General features: G+C 72.2%; 21 protein-coding genes. 12 read left to right on the top strand and 9 right to left on the bottom strand.

Features of this window, described 5'->3' with window-relative positions; genetic code table 11:
- Window position 1: 1 nt before the first annotated feature.
- The 4 genes from DFH01_RS05950 to DFH01_RS05935 are packed head-to-tail and all read left to right on the top strand — an operon-like array spanning window position 2 to window position 4,362.
- Window positions 2–1,156, top strand: coding sequence for a DegT/DnrJ/EryC1/StrS family aminotransferase (locus DFH01_RS05950; protein WP_199231138.1), 1,155 nt, complete (start codon window positions 2–4; stop codon window positions 1,154–1,156).
- Window positions 1,143–2,396: a glycosyltransferase family 4 protein gene (locus DFH01_RS05945; RefSeq protein ID WP_233255981.1), complete on the top strand. Its 1,254-nt coding sequence runs from the start codon at window positions 1,143–1,145 to the stop codon at window positions 2,394–2,396. Before DFH01_RS05950 ends, DFH01_RS05945 begins: the two co-directional genes overlap by 14 nt.
- Complete coding sequence (locus DFH01_RS05940; RefSeq protein WP_109869413.1) at window positions 2,393–3,562, top strand: glycosyltransferase; 1,170 nt, start codon at window positions 2,393–2,395, stop codon at window positions 3,560–3,562. Before DFH01_RS05945 ends, DFH01_RS05940 begins: the two co-directional genes overlap by 4 nt.
- Entirely contained in the window at window positions 3,559–4,362 is an 804-nt protein-coding gene (locus DFH01_RS05935; RefSeq protein WP_158287628.1) for an alpha/beta fold hydrolase, read from the top strand. Before DFH01_RS05940 ends, DFH01_RS05935 begins: the two co-directional genes overlap by 4 nt.
- Before the next feature lie 119 nt (window positions 4,363–4,481).
- Here DFH01_RS05935 and ccmI read toward each other — a convergent pair whose 3' ends face one another.
- The 7 genes from ccmI to DFH01_RS05900 form a co-directional block, all read right to left on the bottom strand.
- Entirely contained in the window at window positions 4,482–5,279 is a 798-nt protein-coding gene (gene ccmI / locus DFH01_RS05930; protein WP_109869411.1) for a c-type cytochrome biogenesis protein CcmI, read from the bottom strand.
- On the bottom strand, window positions 5,276–5,749 hold the full coding sequence (locus DFH01_RS05925; protein WP_233256021.1) for a cytochrome c-type biogenesis protein: 474 nt from the start codon (window positions 5,747–5,749) through the stop codon (window positions 5,276–5,278). Before DFH01_RS05925 ends, ccmI begins: the two co-directional genes overlap by 4 nt.
- Window positions 5,750–5,904: 155 nt before the next feature.
- Window positions 5,905–6,471 (bottom strand): DsbE family thiol:disulfide interchange protein, encoded by a 567-nt coding sequence (locus DFH01_RS05920; RefSeq protein WP_109869409.1) that lies wholly within the window; start codon window positions 6,469–6,471, stop codon window positions 5,905–5,907.
- Between the two features lie 153 nt (window positions 6,472–6,624).
- On the bottom strand, window positions 6,625–8,604 hold the full coding sequence (locus DFH01_RS05915; RefSeq protein ID WP_109869408.1) for a heme lyase CcmF/NrfE family subunit: 1,980 nt from the start codon (window positions 8,602–8,604) through the stop codon (window positions 6,625–6,627).
- A complete protein-coding gene (gene ccmE, locus DFH01_RS05910; RefSeq protein ID WP_109869407.1) occupies window positions 8,601–9,137 on the bottom strand; it encodes a cytochrome c maturation protein CcmE in 537 nt (178 codons plus the stop codon). Before ccmE ends, DFH01_RS05915 begins: the two co-directional genes overlap by 4 nt.
- Before the next feature lie 127 nt (window positions 9,138–9,264).
- Window positions 9,265–9,411, bottom strand: a complete 147-nt coding sequence (ccmD, locus tag DFH01_RS05905; RefSeq protein WP_109869406.1) for a heme exporter protein CcmD — start codon at window positions 9,409–9,411, stop codon at window positions 9,265–9,267.
- Window positions 9,408–10,142, bottom strand: coding sequence for a heme ABC transporter permease (locus tag DFH01_RS05900; protein ID WP_408609177.1), 735 nt, complete (start codon window positions 10,140–10,142; stop codon window positions 9,408–9,410). Before DFH01_RS05900 ends, ccmD begins: the two co-directional genes overlap by 4 nt.
- A gap of 210 nt (window positions 10,143–10,352) precedes the next feature.
- On the opposite strand from DFH01_RS05900, the gene DFH01_RS05895 reads away from it, so the two are divergent.
- From DFH01_RS05895 to DFH01_RS05880, 4 genes are all read left to right on the top strand, one after another.
- Window positions 10,353–10,790 carry an EVE domain-containing protein gene (locus DFH01_RS05895; protein WP_109869405.1) on the top strand — a complete coding sequence of 146 codons (438 nt, stop codon included), beginning with the start codon at window positions 10,353–10,355 and terminating at the stop codon, window positions 10,788–10,790.
- Window positions 10,787–11,149 (top strand): Rieske (2Fe-2S) protein, encoded by a 363-nt coding sequence (locus tag DFH01_RS05890; protein ID WP_109869404.1) that lies wholly within the window; start codon window positions 10,787–10,789, stop codon window positions 11,147–11,149. The genes DFH01_RS05895 and DFH01_RS05890 overlap by 4 nt, the downstream gene beginning before the upstream one ends.
- A 123-nt stretch (window positions 11,150–11,272) precedes the next feature.
- A complete protein-coding gene (locus tag DFH01_RS05885) occupies window positions 11,273–11,674 on the top strand; it encodes a Rap1a/Tai family immunity protein (protein WP_109869403.1) in 402 nt (133 codons plus the stop codon).
- 14 nt (window positions 11,675–11,688) lie between these two features.
- Window positions 11,689–12,000, top strand: coding sequence for a YMGG-like glycine zipper-containing protein (locus tag DFH01_RS05880; RefSeq protein WP_109869402.1), 312 nt, complete (start codon window positions 11,689–11,691; stop codon window positions 11,998–12,000).
- A gap of 17 nt (window positions 12,001–12,017) precedes the next feature.
- On the opposite strand, the gene DFH01_RS05875 is transcribed toward DFH01_RS05880, so the two are convergent.
- Together DFH01_RS05875 and DFH01_RS27775 are read right to left on the bottom strand one after the other, a co-directional pair.
- Complete coding sequence (locus DFH01_RS05875) at window positions 12,018–13,940, bottom strand: polysaccharide biosynthesis protein (protein WP_109869401.1); 1,923 nt, start codon at window positions 13,938–13,940, stop codon at window positions 12,018–12,020.
- 96 nt (window positions 13,941–14,036) lie between these two features.
- On the bottom strand, window positions 14,037–14,396 hold the full coding sequence (locus tag DFH01_RS27775) for a hypothetical protein (RefSeq protein WP_146217002.1): 360 nt from the start codon (window positions 14,394–14,396) through the stop codon (window positions 14,037–14,039).
- A 409-nt stretch (window positions 14,397–14,805) separates the two neighbouring features.
- On the opposite strand from DFH01_RS27775, the gene DFH01_RS05870 reads away from it, so the two are divergent.
- The 4 genes from DFH01_RS05870 (at window position 14,806) to DFH01_RS05855 (ending at window position 17,564) form a co-directional block, all read left to right on the top strand.
- Window positions 14,806–15,462 (top strand): glutathione S-transferase family protein, encoded by a 657-nt coding sequence (locus DFH01_RS05870; RefSeq protein ID WP_109869400.1) that lies wholly within the window; start codon window positions 14,806–14,808, stop codon window positions 15,460–15,462.
- A gap of 154 nt (window positions 15,463–15,616) precedes the next feature.
- Window positions 15,617–16,504 carry a VOC family protein gene (locus DFH01_RS05865; protein ID WP_109869399.1) on the top strand — a complete coding sequence of 296 codons (888 nt, stop codon included), beginning with the start codon at window positions 15,617–15,619 and terminating at the stop codon, window positions 16,502–16,504.
- A complete protein-coding gene (locus tag DFH01_RS05860) occupies window positions 16,501–17,250 on the top strand; it encodes an FkbM family methyltransferase (protein WP_109869398.1) in 750 nt (249 codons plus the stop codon). The genes DFH01_RS05865 and DFH01_RS05860 overlap by 4 nt, the downstream gene beginning before the upstream one ends.
- A 113-nt stretch (window positions 17,251–17,363) precedes the next feature.
- The gene (locus tag DFH01_RS05855; protein ID WP_109869397.1) at window positions 17,364–17,564 is read left to right on the top strand and encodes a hypothetical protein; all 201 of its coding nucleotides are present in this window, start codon (window positions 17,364–17,366) and stop codon (window positions 17,562–17,564) included.
- Window positions 17,565–17,589: the final 25 nt, after the last annotated feature.

Here is a 17,589-nt window from a genome sequence, read left to right as displayed (position 1 = left end):
CTTGCTGCGGTTTCCGCGCGTGCCGGCCTCCCGCCTGCTGCTGTCGCCCCCGGCGCTCGCCGGCGGCGAACTGGATAGTCTCCGCGCCACGCTGGAATCGGGCTGGGTCGCGCCGGCAGGCCCCGCCCCGGCCGCCTTCGAGGCCGCGCTGGCCGAGGTCACCGGCTTCCCTTCCGTGCTCGCCACCACCTCCGGCACGGCGGCGCTGCATCTCGGCTATCGCGTGCTCGGCGTGGCGCCCGGCGACGAGGTCTGGGCACCGACCTTGACCTTCGTCGCCACCGTCGCGCCGGCGGTGCAGATGGGCGCGGTCCCGCGCTTCCTGGACGCGACGGGGCCGGGCGGCACGCTCGATCCGGGGCTGCTGGCCGAGGAACTCGCCCGCGCCGCGCGACGCGGAAGGCTGCCGCGCGCGGTGGTGCCGGTGGACCTCTATGGCCAGTGCTGCGACCTCGACGGCATCGTCGCCGCGTGCGAGCCCTGGGGCGTGCCGGTTCTGAGCGACAGCGCCGCCGCCATGGGCTCGCGCGGGCGCGGGGGGCAGCATGCGGGCCGCGGTGCGCGTCTCGCCGCCTTCTCCTTCAACGGCAACAAGATCGTGACGACCGGCGGTGGCGGCGCGCTGGCCGGCGACGATCCGGCGTTGATCGCCCGCGCCCGGGCCCTCGCAGGGCAGGCGCGGGAGCCCGCGGCGCATTACCAGCACGAGACGACGGGCTACGCCTACGGCCTGTCCTCGGTCCTCGCCGCGGTCGGCCTCGCGCAACTGCCGAGCCTGGCGGAGCGCGTGGCACGGCGCCGCGCGATCTTCGCGGCCTATGCCGAGGGGCTTGGCGACCTGCCCGGCCTCTCCTTCCTGGCGGAGCCGAACTGGGGACGGTCGAACCGCTGGCTGAGCGTCGTGCTGATCGAGCCGGCCGCCTTCGGCGCCGACCGGGAGGCGGTGCGCCGCGCGCTGGATGCCGCGGGCGTCGAGACCCGCCCCGCCTGGAAGCCGCTGCACCTGCAGCCGGCCTTCCGCGACGCGCCGCTTGTCGGCGGGGAGGTCGCCGCCGTGCTGTTCGAGCGCGGGCTGTGCCTGCCTTCCGGGAGCGCCATGACGGCGGCGGATCAGGCCCGCGTGATCGAGGTGGTGCGGAGCTGTGCAAGACGCTGACCGGGCGCCGGGCATCCGGGGTCCGCTGCGCATCCTCTACCTGCACCAGCACTTCTCGCGCCCCGAGGGCAGCACCGCGACGCGATCCTTCCACCATGCGCGTGCGCTGGCGGCGGCGGGGCATGCGGTGACGCTGCTCTGCGGGCGCTACCAGGGCGCCGTCACGGGGCTCGACGGGCCGTTCCGGAACGGCCTGCGCTGCGGGCGGATGGAGGCTTTCGAACTGCGGGAATTCGACATTCCCTGCGGCAATGCGCAGGGGCTCGCGGCGCGCAGCCTGGCCTTCCTGCGCTTCGCCGCGCGCGCGGCGCGCGTGGCGCTGGCGGAGCGCTGGGACCTGGTGGTCGCCTCCTCCACGCCGCTCACCGTCGCCATCCCGGCGCTGCTGGCGCGCCGCCGGCGCCACGTGCCCTTCCTGTTCGAGATCCGCGATCCCTGGCCGGAACTGCCGCGCGCACTGTCCTCGCCGGCGGGCGGCGTGCCGAAGCCGGTGCTGGCGGCGATGGGGCGCCTGGCCGACGCCGCCTGCCACGACGCCGCCGCGGTGGTCGTGCTGACCGAGGGCATCGCCGAGACCGCGGTCGCGCGCGGCGCCGCGCCGGAGCGCGTCCATGTCCTGCCGCAAGGCGTGGATCTCGACCTGTTCGGCCCGCATGTCGCGCCCTGGCGCCCGGATGGCATCGCGGCGGAGGACATGCTCGCGGTCTATGCCGGCGCGCATGGCGCGGCGAACGGGCTGGAGGCGCTGCTGGACGCCGCGGCGCTGCTGCGCGGCGCCGGCATCACGCTGTTGCTGGTGGGCGAGGGTGCGCGCAAGCCGGGGCTGATGGCGCGCGCCGCGGCGGAGGGTCTGCCGGTGCGCTTCCTTGATCCGCTGCCGAAGCCACGCCTCGCCGCGCTGCTCCGCGGCGCCGATATCGGGCTGCATTGCCTGGCGGCGGTGCCGGAATTCGCCGAATGGACCGCGCCGAACAAGCTGGTGGACGGCTTCGCGGCGGGGCTGCCGATGCTGACGAACGTGCCCGGCCGCGCGGCGCGGCTGGTGACGGAAGCCGGATGCGGCATCGCGACGCCGCCTGGCGATGCCGTGGCGCTGGCCGGCGCGCTGCGGCGCCTCGCCGGACACCGCGCCTTGCGCGCGAGAATGGGTGGCAACGGCCGGATGCTCGCGGAGCGGCGCTTCGATGCCCGGCGCATCGCCACGGAGTTCGTGCAGGTGGCGGAGGCAGCGGCGGCGTGAGCGGACTGGTGCTGATGCTGTCGGCCGCGCATCCGCCCGACGATGTGCGCATCGTAGCGAAGGAAGGGGCGGCGCTCGCTGCGGCGGGTCATCGCGTGATGCATCTCGCGCCGGGCGATCCGCCCGCGCCTGCGCTGCATGGCGTGGCCTTGCGCAGCCACGGGCCGAAGCGGCGCGGCTGGCGCGGCCGCGTCCTCGGCATCGCGGCGCTGGCGCGCGCGGCGGCGGCCGAGCGTCCCGCGGTGATCCATGCGCATGAGCCGGATTCCTGGCTCGCCGCGCGCATCGCCGCCTGGCGCTGCGGCGCCCGCGTCGTGCTGGACGTGCATGAGCATTATCCCTCCCGCCTCGATCCGCGCCTGCCGCCCGCGCTGCGCCCGGCCGCGCGCGCCGCGCTCCGGCTGTTGTGCCGCGGCCTGGCGCTCGGCGCCGATGCGGTGGTGGTGGCGAAGGACGGGCTGGATGACGCCTTCGGCGGCGCCGCGCGCTGCACCAAGGTGCGCAACTACGCCGAGGATCCCGGCCTGCCGCCGCGCCGCCATGCTCCGGGCCCGCTGCGGCTGCTGCATCTCGGCGCGCTCGGCGCCGCGCGCGGCGCCTTCACCATGCTCGACACGCTGGCGCTGCTGCCGGGGGAGACGCGGCTGGTGCTCATCGGGCGCTTCACCGATGGCAGCGAAGCCGCCTTCGACGCGCGTGCCGCAGCACTCGGCCTGACGCAACGCATCGAGAAGCATGGCTGGCTGCCGCGCGAGGCGGCGCTGGCAAGGGCGGCGGAATGCGACATCGCGCTGGTGCTGTTCCAGCCCGGCGTCGAGAATCATCGCCTCGCTTTGCCGCACAAGCTGTTCGACGCCATGCTGCTCGGCGTGCCGGTGATCGTGCCCGGTTTCGCCGATGAAGTCGCCGCCGTCGTGGCGGACGCCGCCTGCGGCCTCGCGGTGGACACCGCCGATCCACGCGCGGTCGCGGAAGCGGCGCAGCGCCTTGCCGATCCCGCGCTGCGCAGTGCGATGGGGGCGCGCGGGCGCGAGGCGGCGCTCACGCGCTTCGGCTGGCAGGCGGAAGCGGCGCGGCTCGTCGCGCTCCATGGCCGCCTGATGCGGTCGCCGCGGAAGCTTCCTATGCTTGCCGCAGGATGCGCGCGGAGGAAACGATGGCGATGACGGACGCGGAGGGCCCGCCGGGCCGTCATGCGGATCTTCCCGGCGTGAAGCTGTGGTTCACCGACAGCGGCGGCGACGCGCCGCCCGTGGTGCTGCTGCATCCCAACACCGGCACCAGCGCGATCTGGGCGAAGCAGGTGCCGGCGCTGGTCGCGGCCGGCTTCCGCGCCATCGCCTTCGACCGGCGCGGCTGGGGTCGCAGCCTCGCCCAGCCGGAGACAGGGACGCAGCCGGGCAGCATCGCCGAGGATCTCGACGCGCTGGCCGATCATCTTCGCCTCGCCCGCTTCCACCTGGTCGGCGTCGCCGGCGGCGGCTTCGCGGCGCTCGACTACGCAAGCTGGCGGCCGGACCGGGTGCTGAGCCTGACGGTCGCCGCCAGCAACGGCCAGTTCAGCGAGCCCGACCTGCAGGCGATCTATGCGCGCCTGACGCCGCCCGAGTTCAAGGCGCTGCCCGGCGTGCTGCGCGAGGTCGGCGCGACCTTCCGCGCCCTCGACCCTGAGGGCACGGCGCAATGGGTCGCGATCGAGCGGACGGCGCAGCAGCAGGGCGCGACGGCGCAGCCGCTGCGCAGCCCGAACACCTATGCGAAGCTCGCCGCCATCCTCTGCCCGGTGATGGTCATGGCGGCCGGCGCCGATCTCTACGCGCCGCCGGCGCTGATGCGGATCTGGGCCGCGCATCTGCCGCGCCACGACTGGCATGTGCTGCCGGAGACCGGGCACGCCATCAACTGGGAGCAGCCCGAGGCCTTCAACGCGCGTCTGCTCGACTTCCTGCAGGCCGCGAAAGTCTGATTGGTGCGGATCGTGACCGATCCGCCCTCAGTCGCCGGCGCCGGCCTCCGCCGGCCTCGCTTCGCGCCACTCGGCGCGGGCCGCAGGTCATGCTCAGCGGGAAATCGGGATAGCGCTGCTCACGGCAGGCGCTGGATGCGCCGCTCCATCATCTCGCGCCAGGGCGCGCCGGGGGGCGCCTCGTCCACGATGGACTGCCAGACGCGGCGTGCATTCGCCGGGCGGCCGGCGCGCTCCTCCACCAGGCCCGTCATGAAGCGCAGGCGGATGTCCTGCGGCTGCTGCGCGAGCGCGCGGGCGAGCAGGGCGGAGGCCTCGTTGAAGTTGCCCTCCTCCATCTGCACCTCCGCGATGTCGGCGGCGAGCTGCGGCTCGAAGCGCACGGCAAGGGCACGGGTCCAGGCCTGCAGCGCCTCCGCGTTGCGGCCACGGTTGCGCTCGGCATTGCCGAGCAGGATGAAGCCCTGCCGCGCCTGCTCGCTGCCCGGATCGAACTGCGCGATGCGGGCGCGCAGCGCGGTCAGCAGCTGTTCCTCCGCCTCCGCCTGCTGGCGGCGCAGGTCGTAGGGCGCGCTCGGCATGTCGGGGATGCCGCGCACCAGATAGAGGCCCATGGCGGCAGCCGGCACCAGGAACAGCGCGGCGGCGAGGAAGGCGGCGCTGCGCTTGCCGGCCCCGGCGGCATCGTCCTTCGGCGCAGCGAGGATGCGCCGCTGCACCTCGAGCGTCGCGGCGGCATGCGCCGCCTCGTCCAGCCGGCCGGTCTCGCGCTCCCGGTCGAGCTCGGCGAGCTGGGCGCGATACAGCGCGAGATCGGCCTCGGCGCGGCCCCGCGCGCGGGCGGGGCGAAGCAGCATGACGACGAGCGGCAGCATCGCCAGAAGGGCGAGGGCGCCCATCAGAATCCAGATGGTCACGCCCGCTTTCCGTCCTGTCCCGTGCCGCCCGGTGTCACGCCCAGCGCGGCGAGCCTGCGCCGCTCCTCCTCGGTCAGCGGCGGCGGGCCGGCGACCTGGGCCTGCCGGCGGCGCATCGCGATGATCAGCCCGAGGCCGAGCAGCACCGCGATGGCGGGCGTCGCCCAGAGCGCGGCGGTGGACCAGGCGAAGGGTGGCTTCAGCAGCACGAAGTCGCCGTAGCGCGCGTGCAGGAAGGCCTTCACCTGCTCATCCGTCTCGCCGGCGGCGATGCGCTCCCGCACGATCAGCCGCAGGTCGCGTGCGAGGCCCACTTCGCTGTCCTCGATGGACTGGTTCTGGCAGACCATGCAGCGGATGTCGCGCCCCAGATTGCGCGCCCGCTCTTCCATCGCGGGGTCGGGCAGCATGTCCGCGGGATTGCTGACCGCCAAAGCGTGCAGCGGCAGCAGCAGGGAAACGAGAAGCAGAAGGCGGCCCGCGCCACGCCGGAGGCGTGCTGTCCGCACGACACGGGCCGAGCGCGCGAATGCGCGCCGCGCACAAACCGACAGCCCTGCCACGCGCAACGGTGGCCTGCGCCAAGCCAGGGCGGCGGAGCCGCCGCCCGGCGTCTGAGGGCACCTCATGACGCATGCCGCCGGAGCAACGGCCGGATATCCTGGTCGAGCACGTCGGGCGTGACGGGGCCGGCGAAGCGCCAGCGGATGATGCCCTGGCGGTCCAGCAGATAGGTCTCCGGCACGCCGTAGACGCCCCAGTCGATCGCCACGCGGCCGGGCTCGTCCTTCGACAGGCGACGGAACGGGTTGCCGCGCTCGCGCAGGAATTTCAGGCTGTCCGCGGGCTTGTCCTTGTAGGCGATCCCGAACACCGGCACGCCCTCGTTCGACAGGCGCATCAGCTGCGGATGCTCGATGATGCAGGGCACGCACCAGCTGGCCCAGAAATTCACCAGCACCGGGCCCGGCAGGTTGCGCAGGTCAGCGGCACTCAGCGCCGGCCTGTCCGCTCCATCGAGCGGAGGCAGCGTGAAATCCGGCGCATGCTGCCCGATCAGCGCGGAGGGCACGCCGCGCGGGTTGTATTCGCCGGTCTTCATCCCCTGCAGCATGCCGTAGAAGGCGACGCCGCCGGCGGCCGCCACGGCGAAAGGCGCGAAGAGCAGCGCGCGGCGCGACGCAGGCGACATGTCAGCCCACTCCGCGGGGCAGGCGGGCGGCGCAGCCGCCCGAGCGGCCGAATGGCCGCCGCCGCCTATGCGTCGTGCGAACAGCACGCCTCCGGCGTGACGAGCCAAGCCGCCGGAGGCGGCGCCCGGCGCTTGAGGGCATAACGAAGACTCTCATGTGGTGGCGGCGCCTCGCGGCAGCGCGGCCTTGCGGTTCGGCACCGAGACGCGCACGCGCCGGTCCGCCAGCGACAGCCCGCCGCCGAGCGCCATGATCGCCGCGCCGATCCACAGCCAGGGCGCGAGCAGGTTGTAGTGGATGCGCACCACCGCCTTGCCCGTCGCCGGGTCCTCCTCGCCGACCACGGCATAGAGGTCATACAGCAGGTTGGTGCGGATCGAGACTTCGGTGGTGTGCTGGCGGCCGATCGGGAACCAGCGGCGCGAGGGCTCCATCACATGCAGCACCTCGCCGTCGCGCAGCACGGTGATCGTCGCCTTGCGCGCCGTGAAGTTCGGCCCGGTGAAGTCGCGCACACCGTCCAGGCGCCACGTGTAGCCCGCCATCTCCGTGGTGTCGCCGGGCGCCATCGCGACAAGCTTCTCCTGCGCAAGGCCCATGCCCGCGATGCCGGCCGCCACGATGCCGACGCCGGCATGCGCGATGGCCGCGCCCCAGGCCGCGCGCGGCAGCCCCTTGGCGCGCGCCCAGGAATTCGACAGCCGCGTACGGAACAGGGCCGTACGATCCGCGATGTCGGTGAGCGCCGCGCCGATGGTCCAGGCCGCGAAGGCGAAGCCGATGGCGGGCAGCACGCGCTCGCCGCTCAGCAGCAGCGCGACGAAGAAGGCCAGCAGCGCGATCACCGCCGCAGCCCACAGCCGCTGCACCACGGGCCAGAGCTGCGCGCGCTTCCACGGCATCAGGGGCCCCGCCGCCATGGCCAGCAGCAGCGGCACCACCAGCGGGAAGGACGCCATGTTGAAGAAGGGCGGCCCTACCGAGACCTTCGCGCCGAACAGCGCATCGGCGAACATCGGCCACAGCGTGCCGACGAACACCACCGCGGTGATCGAGCAGACCAGCAGGTTGTTCAGCACGATCGCGCCCTCGCGCGAGATCGGCGCGAAGATGCCGGTGGGCGCCATGATCTGCGCGCGCCAGGCGAACAGCAGGAAGGCGCCGCCCACGTAGAACAGCAGCAGCGCCAGGATGAACATGCCGCGTTCGGGATCGTTGGCGAAGGCGTGCACCGAGTTCAGCACGCCCGACCGCACCAGGAAGGTGCCGAGCAGGCTCATCCCGAAGGCGATGATCGCCAGCAGAACGGTCCAGGTCTTCAGCGCCTCCCGCTTCTCCACGACGATCGCGGAGTGCAGCAGCGCCGTGCCGATCAGCCAGGGCAGCAGGGACGCGTTCTCGACCGGGTCCCAGAACCAGTAGCCGCCCCAGCCGAGCTCGTAATAGGCCCACCAGGAGCCGAGCGCGATGCCGAGCGTCAGGAACGCCCAGGCGGCCAGCGACCAGGGCCGCACCCAGCGCCCCCAGGCCGCGTCCACGCGCCCTTCGATCAGCGCCGCGATGGCGAAGGCGAAGGTCACCGCATAGCCGACATAGCCCAGGTAGAGCAGCGGCGGATGCATCGCGAGCCCGATGTCCTGCAGCAGCGGGTTCAGCCCCTGCCCGTCGGGCGGCGGCGGCCACATCCGCTCGAAGGGGTTGGACGTCTTGATGATGAAGGCGAGGAAGCCGACCGAGATCAGGCCGAGCACGCCGAGCACGCGCGCCTTCAGCGTGGAGGGAAGGTCGCGCCCGAACCCGGCCACCGCCAGGCCGCACAGCGCCAGGATCAGCACCCACAGGATCAGCGACCCCTCATGGTTGCCCCAGGTGCCGGTGATCTTGAACAGCATCGGCTTCGCGCTGTGGCTGTTCTGCACGACGTTGAGAACCGTCGTGTCGTTCACCGCATAGACATACATCAGGCAGGCGAAGCTCGCGGCGATGGCGAGCGTCTGGCCGATGGCGAGCGGCCCGGCGGCGGCCATCAGCCGCGCATCGCGCCGCTCCGCGCCGACCAGCGGCAGGAAGGTCTGCGCGACCGCGAGGACGAGCGCGAGGGCAAGGGCGAAGTGGCCGAGCTCGGCGATCAAGAACCGGTCCTTCCGGGGATGGTGGGCTGCTGCGTGCGCGGATTGAGCGTGTTCCAGGTGGCGGCGTCCGGCGCCGCGCCCTGCGCCGGGTTCCAGTGGCCGGCGCGCTTCAGCGCGTCCGCGACCTCCGGCGGCATGTAGGTCTCGTCATGGCGCGCCAGCACTTCCGAGGCACGGAACACGCCGTCCACGCCGAGGCGCCCCATGGTGACCACGCCCTGGCCCTCCCGGAACAGGTCGGGCAGCACGCCCTGATAGACCACGGGGATCATGTTCGCGCCGTCCGTGACACGGAAATGCACCACCGGGCGCTGCCCAGCCACAGCAGGCTGGCGTTCCACGCTGCCCGATTCGACCAGCCCGCCGAGGCGGAAGGCGCGGTCCGGCGTCGGCCGCTCCGCCACGATGTCGGAGGGCGATCGGAAGAAGACGAGGTTGTCCTGGAAGGCGGTGAGCGTCAGCGCCGTGGCGCTGCCCAGCCCGATGCCGCAGAGGACCAGGATCCACATGCGGCGCTTCTTGCGAGAAGTCATGCGATGCCCTCAGACGCCGGGCGGCCGCATCCGCGGCCTTGGCTTTCGCGCCTCAGCACGGCTGTGCCCGGCCACACGGTCGGTCTGTGCGCGGGGCCGCCCGTGGCGGCCCATGTCGCCCGATACGTCACGCTTCCCGCTCCCCGCGTGGATCGAGTTGCTTCAGCCGCGCGGCCGCCGCGCGCTGGCGCAGGAAGGCGCCGACGGCGAGGCCGCCGAAGACCAGGGCCGTGATGGCCCAGGACAAGGTCACATGAAGCCAGTGCGTGGTCATTGCGGTGCGTCAAGCCGGCGGGCGCGCGCCATCTCCAGCGCGCGCACCCGTCGCTCCATCACCGCCGCGCGCGTGCGGGCCAGCACGACCACTGCAAACAGCAGCGTGAAGCCCAGCGCGCAGGTCAGCAGCGGATAGAGCATGTCCACATGCATTCCCGGCGCATCCAGCCGCGTGACGCTCGCGGGCTGGTGCAGCGTGTTCCACCAGTCCACCGAGAACTTCACGATCGGGATGTTCACGATCCCGACCAGCGCGAGGATCGCCCCGGCCCGCGCGCCGCGCTCCGTATCGTCGAAAGCCCGCACCAGCGCGGCATGGCCGAGCCAGAGGAAGAACAGCACCAGCACCGAGGTCAGCCGCGCATCCCACACCCACCAGGTGCCCCACATCGGCTTGCCCCAGAGGCTGCCGGTGGCCAGGCACAGCGCGGTGGCCGCGGCGCCGACCGGCGACAGCTCCCGCGCCGTCAGGTCGGCCAGCGGGTGCCTCCAGATCAGCGACATGATCGAGACGATCGCGAGGCCCGTGTAGCCGCCCATGGCCAGCCAGGCCATCGGCACGTGGACGTACATGATCCGCACCGTCTCGCCCTGCTGCCAGTCGGTCGGCGAGACGACGAGCGCCCAATACGCGCCGGCCGCCGTCACGGCGATCGCCAGCGCCCAGAGCCAGGGCATCCAGGCATCGGTCAGGCGCAGGAAGCGCCCCGGATTCGCGAAGCGATGCAAGGACCGGCCGCCCTGCGGCGGGACGGTGGTGCGGGGCCCGGTTGGCCGGGTCGGTGCGGAAGAGCTGGCGTCCACGAGACTAACCTAGGGGCGACTCGCGGCGGATTGAAGCCACAGCCGTCGCGCGTTACGAGCCTTTCCGGGACGAAACCCGGGAGCCTGTCGCCACCATGCGCCTCCGCCGCGCCGCAGGAAAGGATCGTGCCTGAGATGGCGCGGGGCCGCAGCCACTGGCTCGTGAAGTCCGAGCCCGATGCCTTCTCCTGGGACCAGCAGGTTGCCAACGGGGTCGAGCCCTGGACCGGCGTGCGCAACCACATGGCCAAGGCCAACCTGCAGGCCATGAAGAAGGGCGACCTCGCCTTCTTCTACCATTCGAACATCGGCAAGGAGATCGTCGGCGTGGTGGAGGTGGTGCGGGAGGCCTATCCCGACCCCACCGTCGGCCCGGACGACCCCAAGGGCGAATGGGTCTGCGTGGACGTGAAGGCGGTGGGCCCGATGCCGCAGCCGGTGACGCTCGCGGCCATCAAGGCGGACCCCGCCTTCACCGAGCTCGCGCTGGTGCGCCAGTCGCGGCTTTCGGTGATGCCGGTGAGCGCGGAGCATTGGCGCAAGCTTTGCCGCATGGGCGGCTGGAAGGAATGAGCGGGATTTCGGCGACCGAGCGCGTGCTCTGCCGGCTGGAGGAGATCCCGGATGGCGAAAGCCGCGGCTTCCCGGCGGCGCCGGGCGGCTTCACCGGCCTGTTCGCCATCCGCCGCGGGGCGCAGGTCTTCGTGTACGTGAATTCCTGCCCGCATGTCGGCCTGCCGCTGGACCCCGCGCCGAACCGCTTCCTGGATGCCAAGAAGCAACACATCGTCTGCTCCGCCCATGGCGCCCGTTTCCGCATCGAGGATGGCGGCTGCTTCTCCGGCCCCTGCTACGGCGAGAGCCTGGAGGCCGTGCCGGTGCGCCTGGACGAAGAGGGACGGGTGATCGTCCCGGCCGATGCGGGGCTCTGATCCCCGCTGAACTGCGCGATTTGGATAGCGAAAGTTCTGGCGGAGGATTGGAACGGCGCGAATCCGCCGTCTAGCCTCCCCGGCAAGCCGGGCAGCACGCCCGGCCGGAGGAGGGACAAGCCCATGACGCGATGGCTTCCGGCCGCCGCCCTGGCGCTCGCCTGCGCCGCGGGTCCGGCGCTGGCGCAGACCGCGCCGACGCAACCGCTGAACACCGCCACGCTGGTCGAGCTCTGCGGCGCGGCGCCGACCATGTCGGAGGCGCCGGCCACCGCCTTCTGCCGCGGCTTCATCATCGGCGCCGGGCAGCATCACCAGGCCGTGGCACGCGTCGCCGGCCAGCAGCCGGCCTTCTGCATGCCGAATCCCGGGCCGACGCATCAGGAATTCCAGGCCGCCTTCGTCGCTTGGGGCCGCGCCAACCCGCAATTCGCGCAGGAGAGCGCGGTGGACGGGCTGATCCGCTTCGCCGCCGCCACCTGGCCCTGCCCGCAAGCCGCCACCCCGGCCCGCAACCGCCGCTGAGAGGAAGCCGGACCATGCGACGCCTCATGATCCTGCCCGTCGTCGGGCTTCTCGGCCTCTCGGCCTGCTCGGGCGGCAACCTGCAGCCCGTCACCATCACCCCGCAGGAGGAGCGGCTGGCCATCGGCGCCGCCGCCGGCGCGCTGGGCGGCCTGGCGATCGGCTCGCTGACGGCCCAGGCGGGGGTCGGCGCGCTGATCGGCGCCGGCGTCGGCTTGGCGGGCGGTGCGCTCTACAACCACCACCTGGAGCAGCAGCGGAACACCTACCTGCAGGGCTACAACGCCGCCCGCTCCGGCCGCCCGGCCGCGCCGCCGGCGCAATAGAGGCAGTTGGCGCCGGTTCAGCCCGGCGTCAGGCTGAATTCCGGGACCAGGCGGCCCAGCTCGGCCAGGGCCGCGTCCCGCTCGCCCGCGGTCGCGAGGGCCGCGACGCGGTCGATGGCCGCCGCCATCTCCGCCGCGTCGGTGGTGCGCGGCACCGCCACCAGCAGGCCCGGGAAGCTCGTCGCCCGCGGCGGCTCCTGGCCGTGGAACAGCTCCTCGAACAGCTTCTCGCCGGGGCGAAGGCCGGTGAAGCGGATCTCCACATCCTCCTCCGGTCGCAGCCCGGCCAGGCGGATCATGCGGCGGGCGAGGTCCACGATCTTCACCGGATCGCCCATGTCCAGCACGAAGATCCCGCCCTGGCGCAGCTCGCCCGGCGCGTCCACGGGATCGGTCGCGCCGACCACCGCCGCCTGCAGCACCAGCCCCACCGCCTCCCGCACCGTCATGAAGTAGCGGCTCATGTCGGGGTGGGTGACGGTCAGCGGCCCGCCGCGCTCCAGCTGGCGGCGGAACAGCGGCACGACCGAGCCGGTGGAGCCCAGCACGTTCCCGAACCGCACGGTGACGAGGCGCATGCCGCCTGCCGCCCGGGCCTCCCGATCCCGCGCCTGGCAATACATCTCCGCCAGCCGCTTGGACGCACCCATCACGCTGGTCGGGTTCACCGCCTTGTCGGTGGAGATGAACACCATCAGCGAACAGCCCGCATCCCGCGCCGCATCCGCCACCACCCGCGTGCCGAGCGCGTTGGTCAGCAGCCCCTCCAGCGGGTCGTTCTCCACCATCGGGACATGCTTCAGCGCGGCGGCGTGGAACACCAGCTCCGGGCGGATCTCGGCACAGAGCCGGCGGATGCGCGCCTCGTCCCGCACATCGGCCAGCACGGCGGTGCGCGGCACTTCCGGGTGGCGCTCCCGCAGTTCCAGGTCGATCTCGTAGAGCACGTATTCGCCGTGATCGAGCAGCGTCAGATGCGCCGGGCCGAGCGCCGCGACCTGCCGCGCCAGCTCGCCGCCGATGGTGCCGCCGGCGCCGGTGACCAGCACGCGCCTTCCCTGGATCAGCCGCGCCATGCCTTCCCGGTCGAGCGGCACCTGCGGGCGGTCCAGCAGGTCCTCGATCTCGATGGGACGGAGCGCGACCGGCGCCTCGGGCTCCGCCCGCTCGCCGGGGCGGCGGGCGGCGGGGCGCAGCGCGGTCAGGTTCGGCAGACGCTTCACGGGCACGCCATGCCGGTCGCAGGCATCGAGCAGGTGCTGGAGCTCCTGCCCCTGCAACTGTGTGGTGGCGATGGCGACCACCGCCGGCAGGCGGCCCTCGTCGCGCAGCGTGTCGAGGATGCCGGCCGCGTCCTCGGCGGTGCCGAGCACCTCGACCCCCTGGATGCGCCGCCCCATCTGGCGCGAGCGGAGCGACAGGATGCCCATCACGCGATAGGCCGCGCCACGTTCCTGCGAAAGGGCGCGGATATAGAGGTCGGTGCCGTCGCCCGCGCCGACCAGCAGCACACTTTGCACCGGGGATCCGTTGATCGGCCCCGTCCGCCCCGCATGGCGCAACCGGGCCGCCACCCGCGGCGCACCCAGCAGCGCGCCGAGCAGCAGGGCGTGAATGGCCGGGAAGGCGAGGTTGGGCGGCCGCCAGGCGCCGGTCGCGTGCAGCAGCCCCCAGAACAGCGCCGCGCCCAGCGCCGCGGAGCCCGCGATGGTCAGCAGGTCGGGCAGGGAGGCGAAGCGCCAGTATTGCCGCGGCAGCCCGATCGGCCAGCCCGCCAGCAGCAGCGCCGCCGCCCCACCGGGCAGGCCGAGCAGCCACCAGACGGCGGGCGGCCAGGCCCCCGGCGCGGCCAGCCACACGGCGCCCGGCACGGCGAGCGCCGCAAGCGCAGCGTCGAGGGCCAGATTCGTCAGGATTCGGTCGCGTGCCGTGGCGGCCATGGCCCGGACCCCATAGACCCGGCCGGGCGTGGCCGGAAGGCAGGATCCGGAATCGGCGTTGGCAATCCGCGGCGCTAGCGCATCTGTCGCTACGACCTAACGCGAACCCACATGAACGCAGGCTCGCTCCGATCCTGGCGGCACATCAATTTGAACCCCCCGGAAGGGCTCACCCCCAAGTGGTTGGAGGAAGCCGTCGCGGGAGACGTTATATCCGCTGGCGACCAAAAATTCGAAAATCTGCTTGGCATAGTTGAAGCCTTCAAGATCGCCTGAAGAATGCGCGATCAGAATTTCACGGCTGCGCGGCACCATCTGAAGAAGTTTTTCTTTTGCCGCTGAGTCAAGCACTCGGTCTGGAGCGTCTAAAAACAATTTTTCTATTGACACGCTGCCAGCCGTTATACCTCCACTCTGAAAATAGGATGCAACCATCGGGCGCTCATTTTCTGTCATGGTCGGCTCCGATTTTCACAGTGCCTGCGGTGATTCCGCCTGACTGATTGAATGAGACAACGGATGTCGCCGCGCCTGACGCCGTATGCTCCGGCGCGGTCTTCGCGCGGGATATGTAGAGTGTGAGCCACAACGACAGAGAACCCGCTACTGCCCCGAGAGCTAGTCCAATCCATCTTGGCGCGTCTATTCCAAGAGCTGGCAAGCCCCACTCTATCGCAGCAGCCGCGACGGCAAGAAGTGCCGAGACAGCCCAGCCCGATACCACCTTTCCACGAGCCATGCCTTGAGTCTGGTTGCGCGATGCGCGATTCGCAAGGCGTTCTGATCACCGGCTAGCCAGACCGCGCAGCGGCGTGCCAATCGACAGTCTCGTAGCGGGCGACGACTTGAGGGAGGCATTGCTGAAATGGCCGATGGCAGGCTGGTGATCGGGACCAAGCGCTACTCCTCCTGGAGCCTGCGCGGCTGGCTCATGGTCCACATGGCCGGGCTCGACGTGGAGGAGGTGCTGGTGCCGCTGGCCGGCGGCGGCGGGACCCAGGAGATCAAGGCAATCTCGCCCAACGGGCTGGTGCCCTATCTGGAGCATCTCGGCGCGCGGATATGGGAGAGCATCGCCATCGCCGAATATTGTTCCGAGATCGCGCCGACGCTGTGGCCTGCCGATCGCATCGCCCGCGCGCATGCCCGCAGCATCGCCGCCGAGATGCATGCCGGCTTCCGCGCGCTGCGCATGGCCATGCCGATGAATCTGGGCCGCAGCTTCCCGGGCAAGGGCCGCAATCCCGAATGCCTCGCCGACATCGCGCGGGTGGAGGCGATCTGGGCGGAGGCGCTGGCGGCACATACCGGCCCCTTCCTGTTCGGCCGCGCCTTCACGCTGGCCGATGCGATGTACGCGCCCGTCGTCACCCGCTTCCTGACCTGGCAGCCGGAGCTTTCGGACGCGACGAAGGCCTATTGCCAGGCGGTGCGGGCACATCCGCTGGTGGATCGCTGGTACCGCGAGGCGGCGGCCGAACCGCAGGAGTGGCTGCTCGAGAAGTACGAGAACCCGGCGTGAGCGGGGTGGGGGCGCGCGCCAAGGCTCCCTCCCCCGCGCGCGGTGGAGGGTCGGGGTGGGGGCCGCGCGCCTCACCCCGCTTCCATCCGGCCATAGGTCGCGCCGCCCCCACCCCAGCCCTCCCCCGCAGGCGGGGGAGGGGGAAGACAAAGCCATGACCGGCATCGCCCTCGCCCTCGACCATGTCGGCCTCTGCACGGCCGACCCCGCGCCGCTCTGGTCGGCGTGGGAACGGCTCGGCTTCGCCCTCTCGCCCGTCGCGCAGCAATCCGGGCGCCGCACGCCGGACAGCGATGTGGAGCCCTTCGGCACCGTCAATCGCTGCGCCTTCCTGCGCCACGGCTATGTCGAGCTGCTGGGCATCGCCGACCCGAACCTCTTCGCCAATGGCGTGGACCGATTCGTCGCGCGCTACACCGGCGCGCATATCGTGGCGCTGGCGATGGATGACGCGGAGGGCAACCTGGCGCGGCTGCGCGCCGGCGGCCTGGCGATTCCCGGCATCGCCTGGCTGCAGCGCCCGGTCGAGCCCGGCGGCCCCACCGCGCGCTTCGCCCGCCTGCCCTTCCCGGACGCGCCGGAAGGCCGCGTGCAGCTCGTGCAGCACCTGACGCCCGAACTCGTCTGGGATGCGCGCTGGATGGGCCACCGCAACGGCGCCGAGGCGCTGGAAAGCGTGATCGTCGCCAGCGCCGAACCGGCCGAGACCATGGCCCGCCTCGCGCGGCTGGCAGGGGTGCCGGCCGAGCCCGATCCGCTCGCCGGCTTCCGGCTGCGCCTGCCCGGCGCGCCGCGTGCGGCGGGGCCGGACAGCCCGGCGATGGAGACGCGCATCCGCGTGCTGCCGCCCGAGGCGCTGGACCGCGCCCTGCCCGGCGTGACGGCGCCGGCGCTGCCCTTCATGGCGGGCTTCATCATCCGCACCAACGACCGGGCCGCCAGCGCGCGCGCTCTGCTGGCGGACCTGCCGCTGCGCGACGCGCCGGAAGGCGTCATGGTGCCGCCCGAGCATGCCGGCGGGGCGGCCGTCATCTTCGCATGACCACCACCGCCGCGATCCGCAAGTCGCTCCGCACCTACTACGCGCCGGGTCGCGCGGCGGCGCTGGATGCCTTCCACGCGCGCTTCCTCGCGCCCGGCGAGCTCGGCTTCGATGTCGGCGCGCATGTCGGCGACCGCACAGCGAGCTTCCGGCGCCTCGGCGCCCGCGCCGTTGCGGTGGAGCCGCAGCCGCGCCTCGCCCGACTGCTGCGGCTGCTTTTCTTTCGCGATCCCGGCGTGGTCCGCGTCGCTGCGCTGGTCGGCGCCGAGCCCGGCGAGGCGGTGCTGCGCCTCAACACCGCCAACCCCACCGTCGCCACGGCGTCGGAGGAGTTTGTCGCGGCGGCGGAGGGCGCAGCGGGCTGGGAAGGCCAGGTGTGGGACACGGAGCTCCGCCTGCCGGTCACCACCCTGGACGCGCTCGCCGCGGAGCACGGCCGGCCGGACTTCGTGAAGATCGACGTGGAGGGCTACGAGGCCGTGGCGCTGGCGGGCCTCTCCTTCGCGCCGCGCAGCCTGTCCTTCGAATTCACGACCATCCAGCGCGACGTCGCCGCGCAATGCCTCGATCGGCTGCGCTCGCTGGGCTACCGCGCCTTCAATGCCTGCCTCGGCGAAGCGATGCAGTTCGCCCATGCGGCGCCGGTGGAAGCGACGGCGATGGCTGCCTGGATCGCCTCGTTGCCGCACGAGGCGAATTCTGGTGACATCTATGCGAGTCTGGATCCGGCGCGGTTGCGCACCTGACAATGCTCGCGCCGCAGTAGCCATTTTCTTGCAATAACGAACTACACTTTATGGGTATACTGTATATACACGGCATCGCCCACCGCCCGATGACGTCTTGAGCGGATACACCGATGCTGGATCATCTCCCCGAACGCGACAGCCCCGCCGGCAGCCTTGATCTTCGCACGGAGATCCAGCGCATCGCCCTGCAACTCGACCTGCTCGCCGAGACCGCGACCCTTGGCAAGCGGCGAGCCTGCCTGATCATGCGCAGCACCGCCGCCTTGCTGCGGACCGCCCTGACGGAGGCCGCGGACACCCCGCACGGCTGACGCCCGAGGATGGTGCGCGGGCCGC

This window comes from Falsiroseomonas bella, from assembly GCF_003173615.1.
GTDB classification, from domain to species: Bacteria; Pseudomonadota; Alphaproteobacteria; order Acetobacterales; family Acetobacteraceae; genus Falsiroseomonas; species Falsiroseomonas bella.
This window is presented reverse-complemented; position numbering and strand designations above follow the sequence as displayed.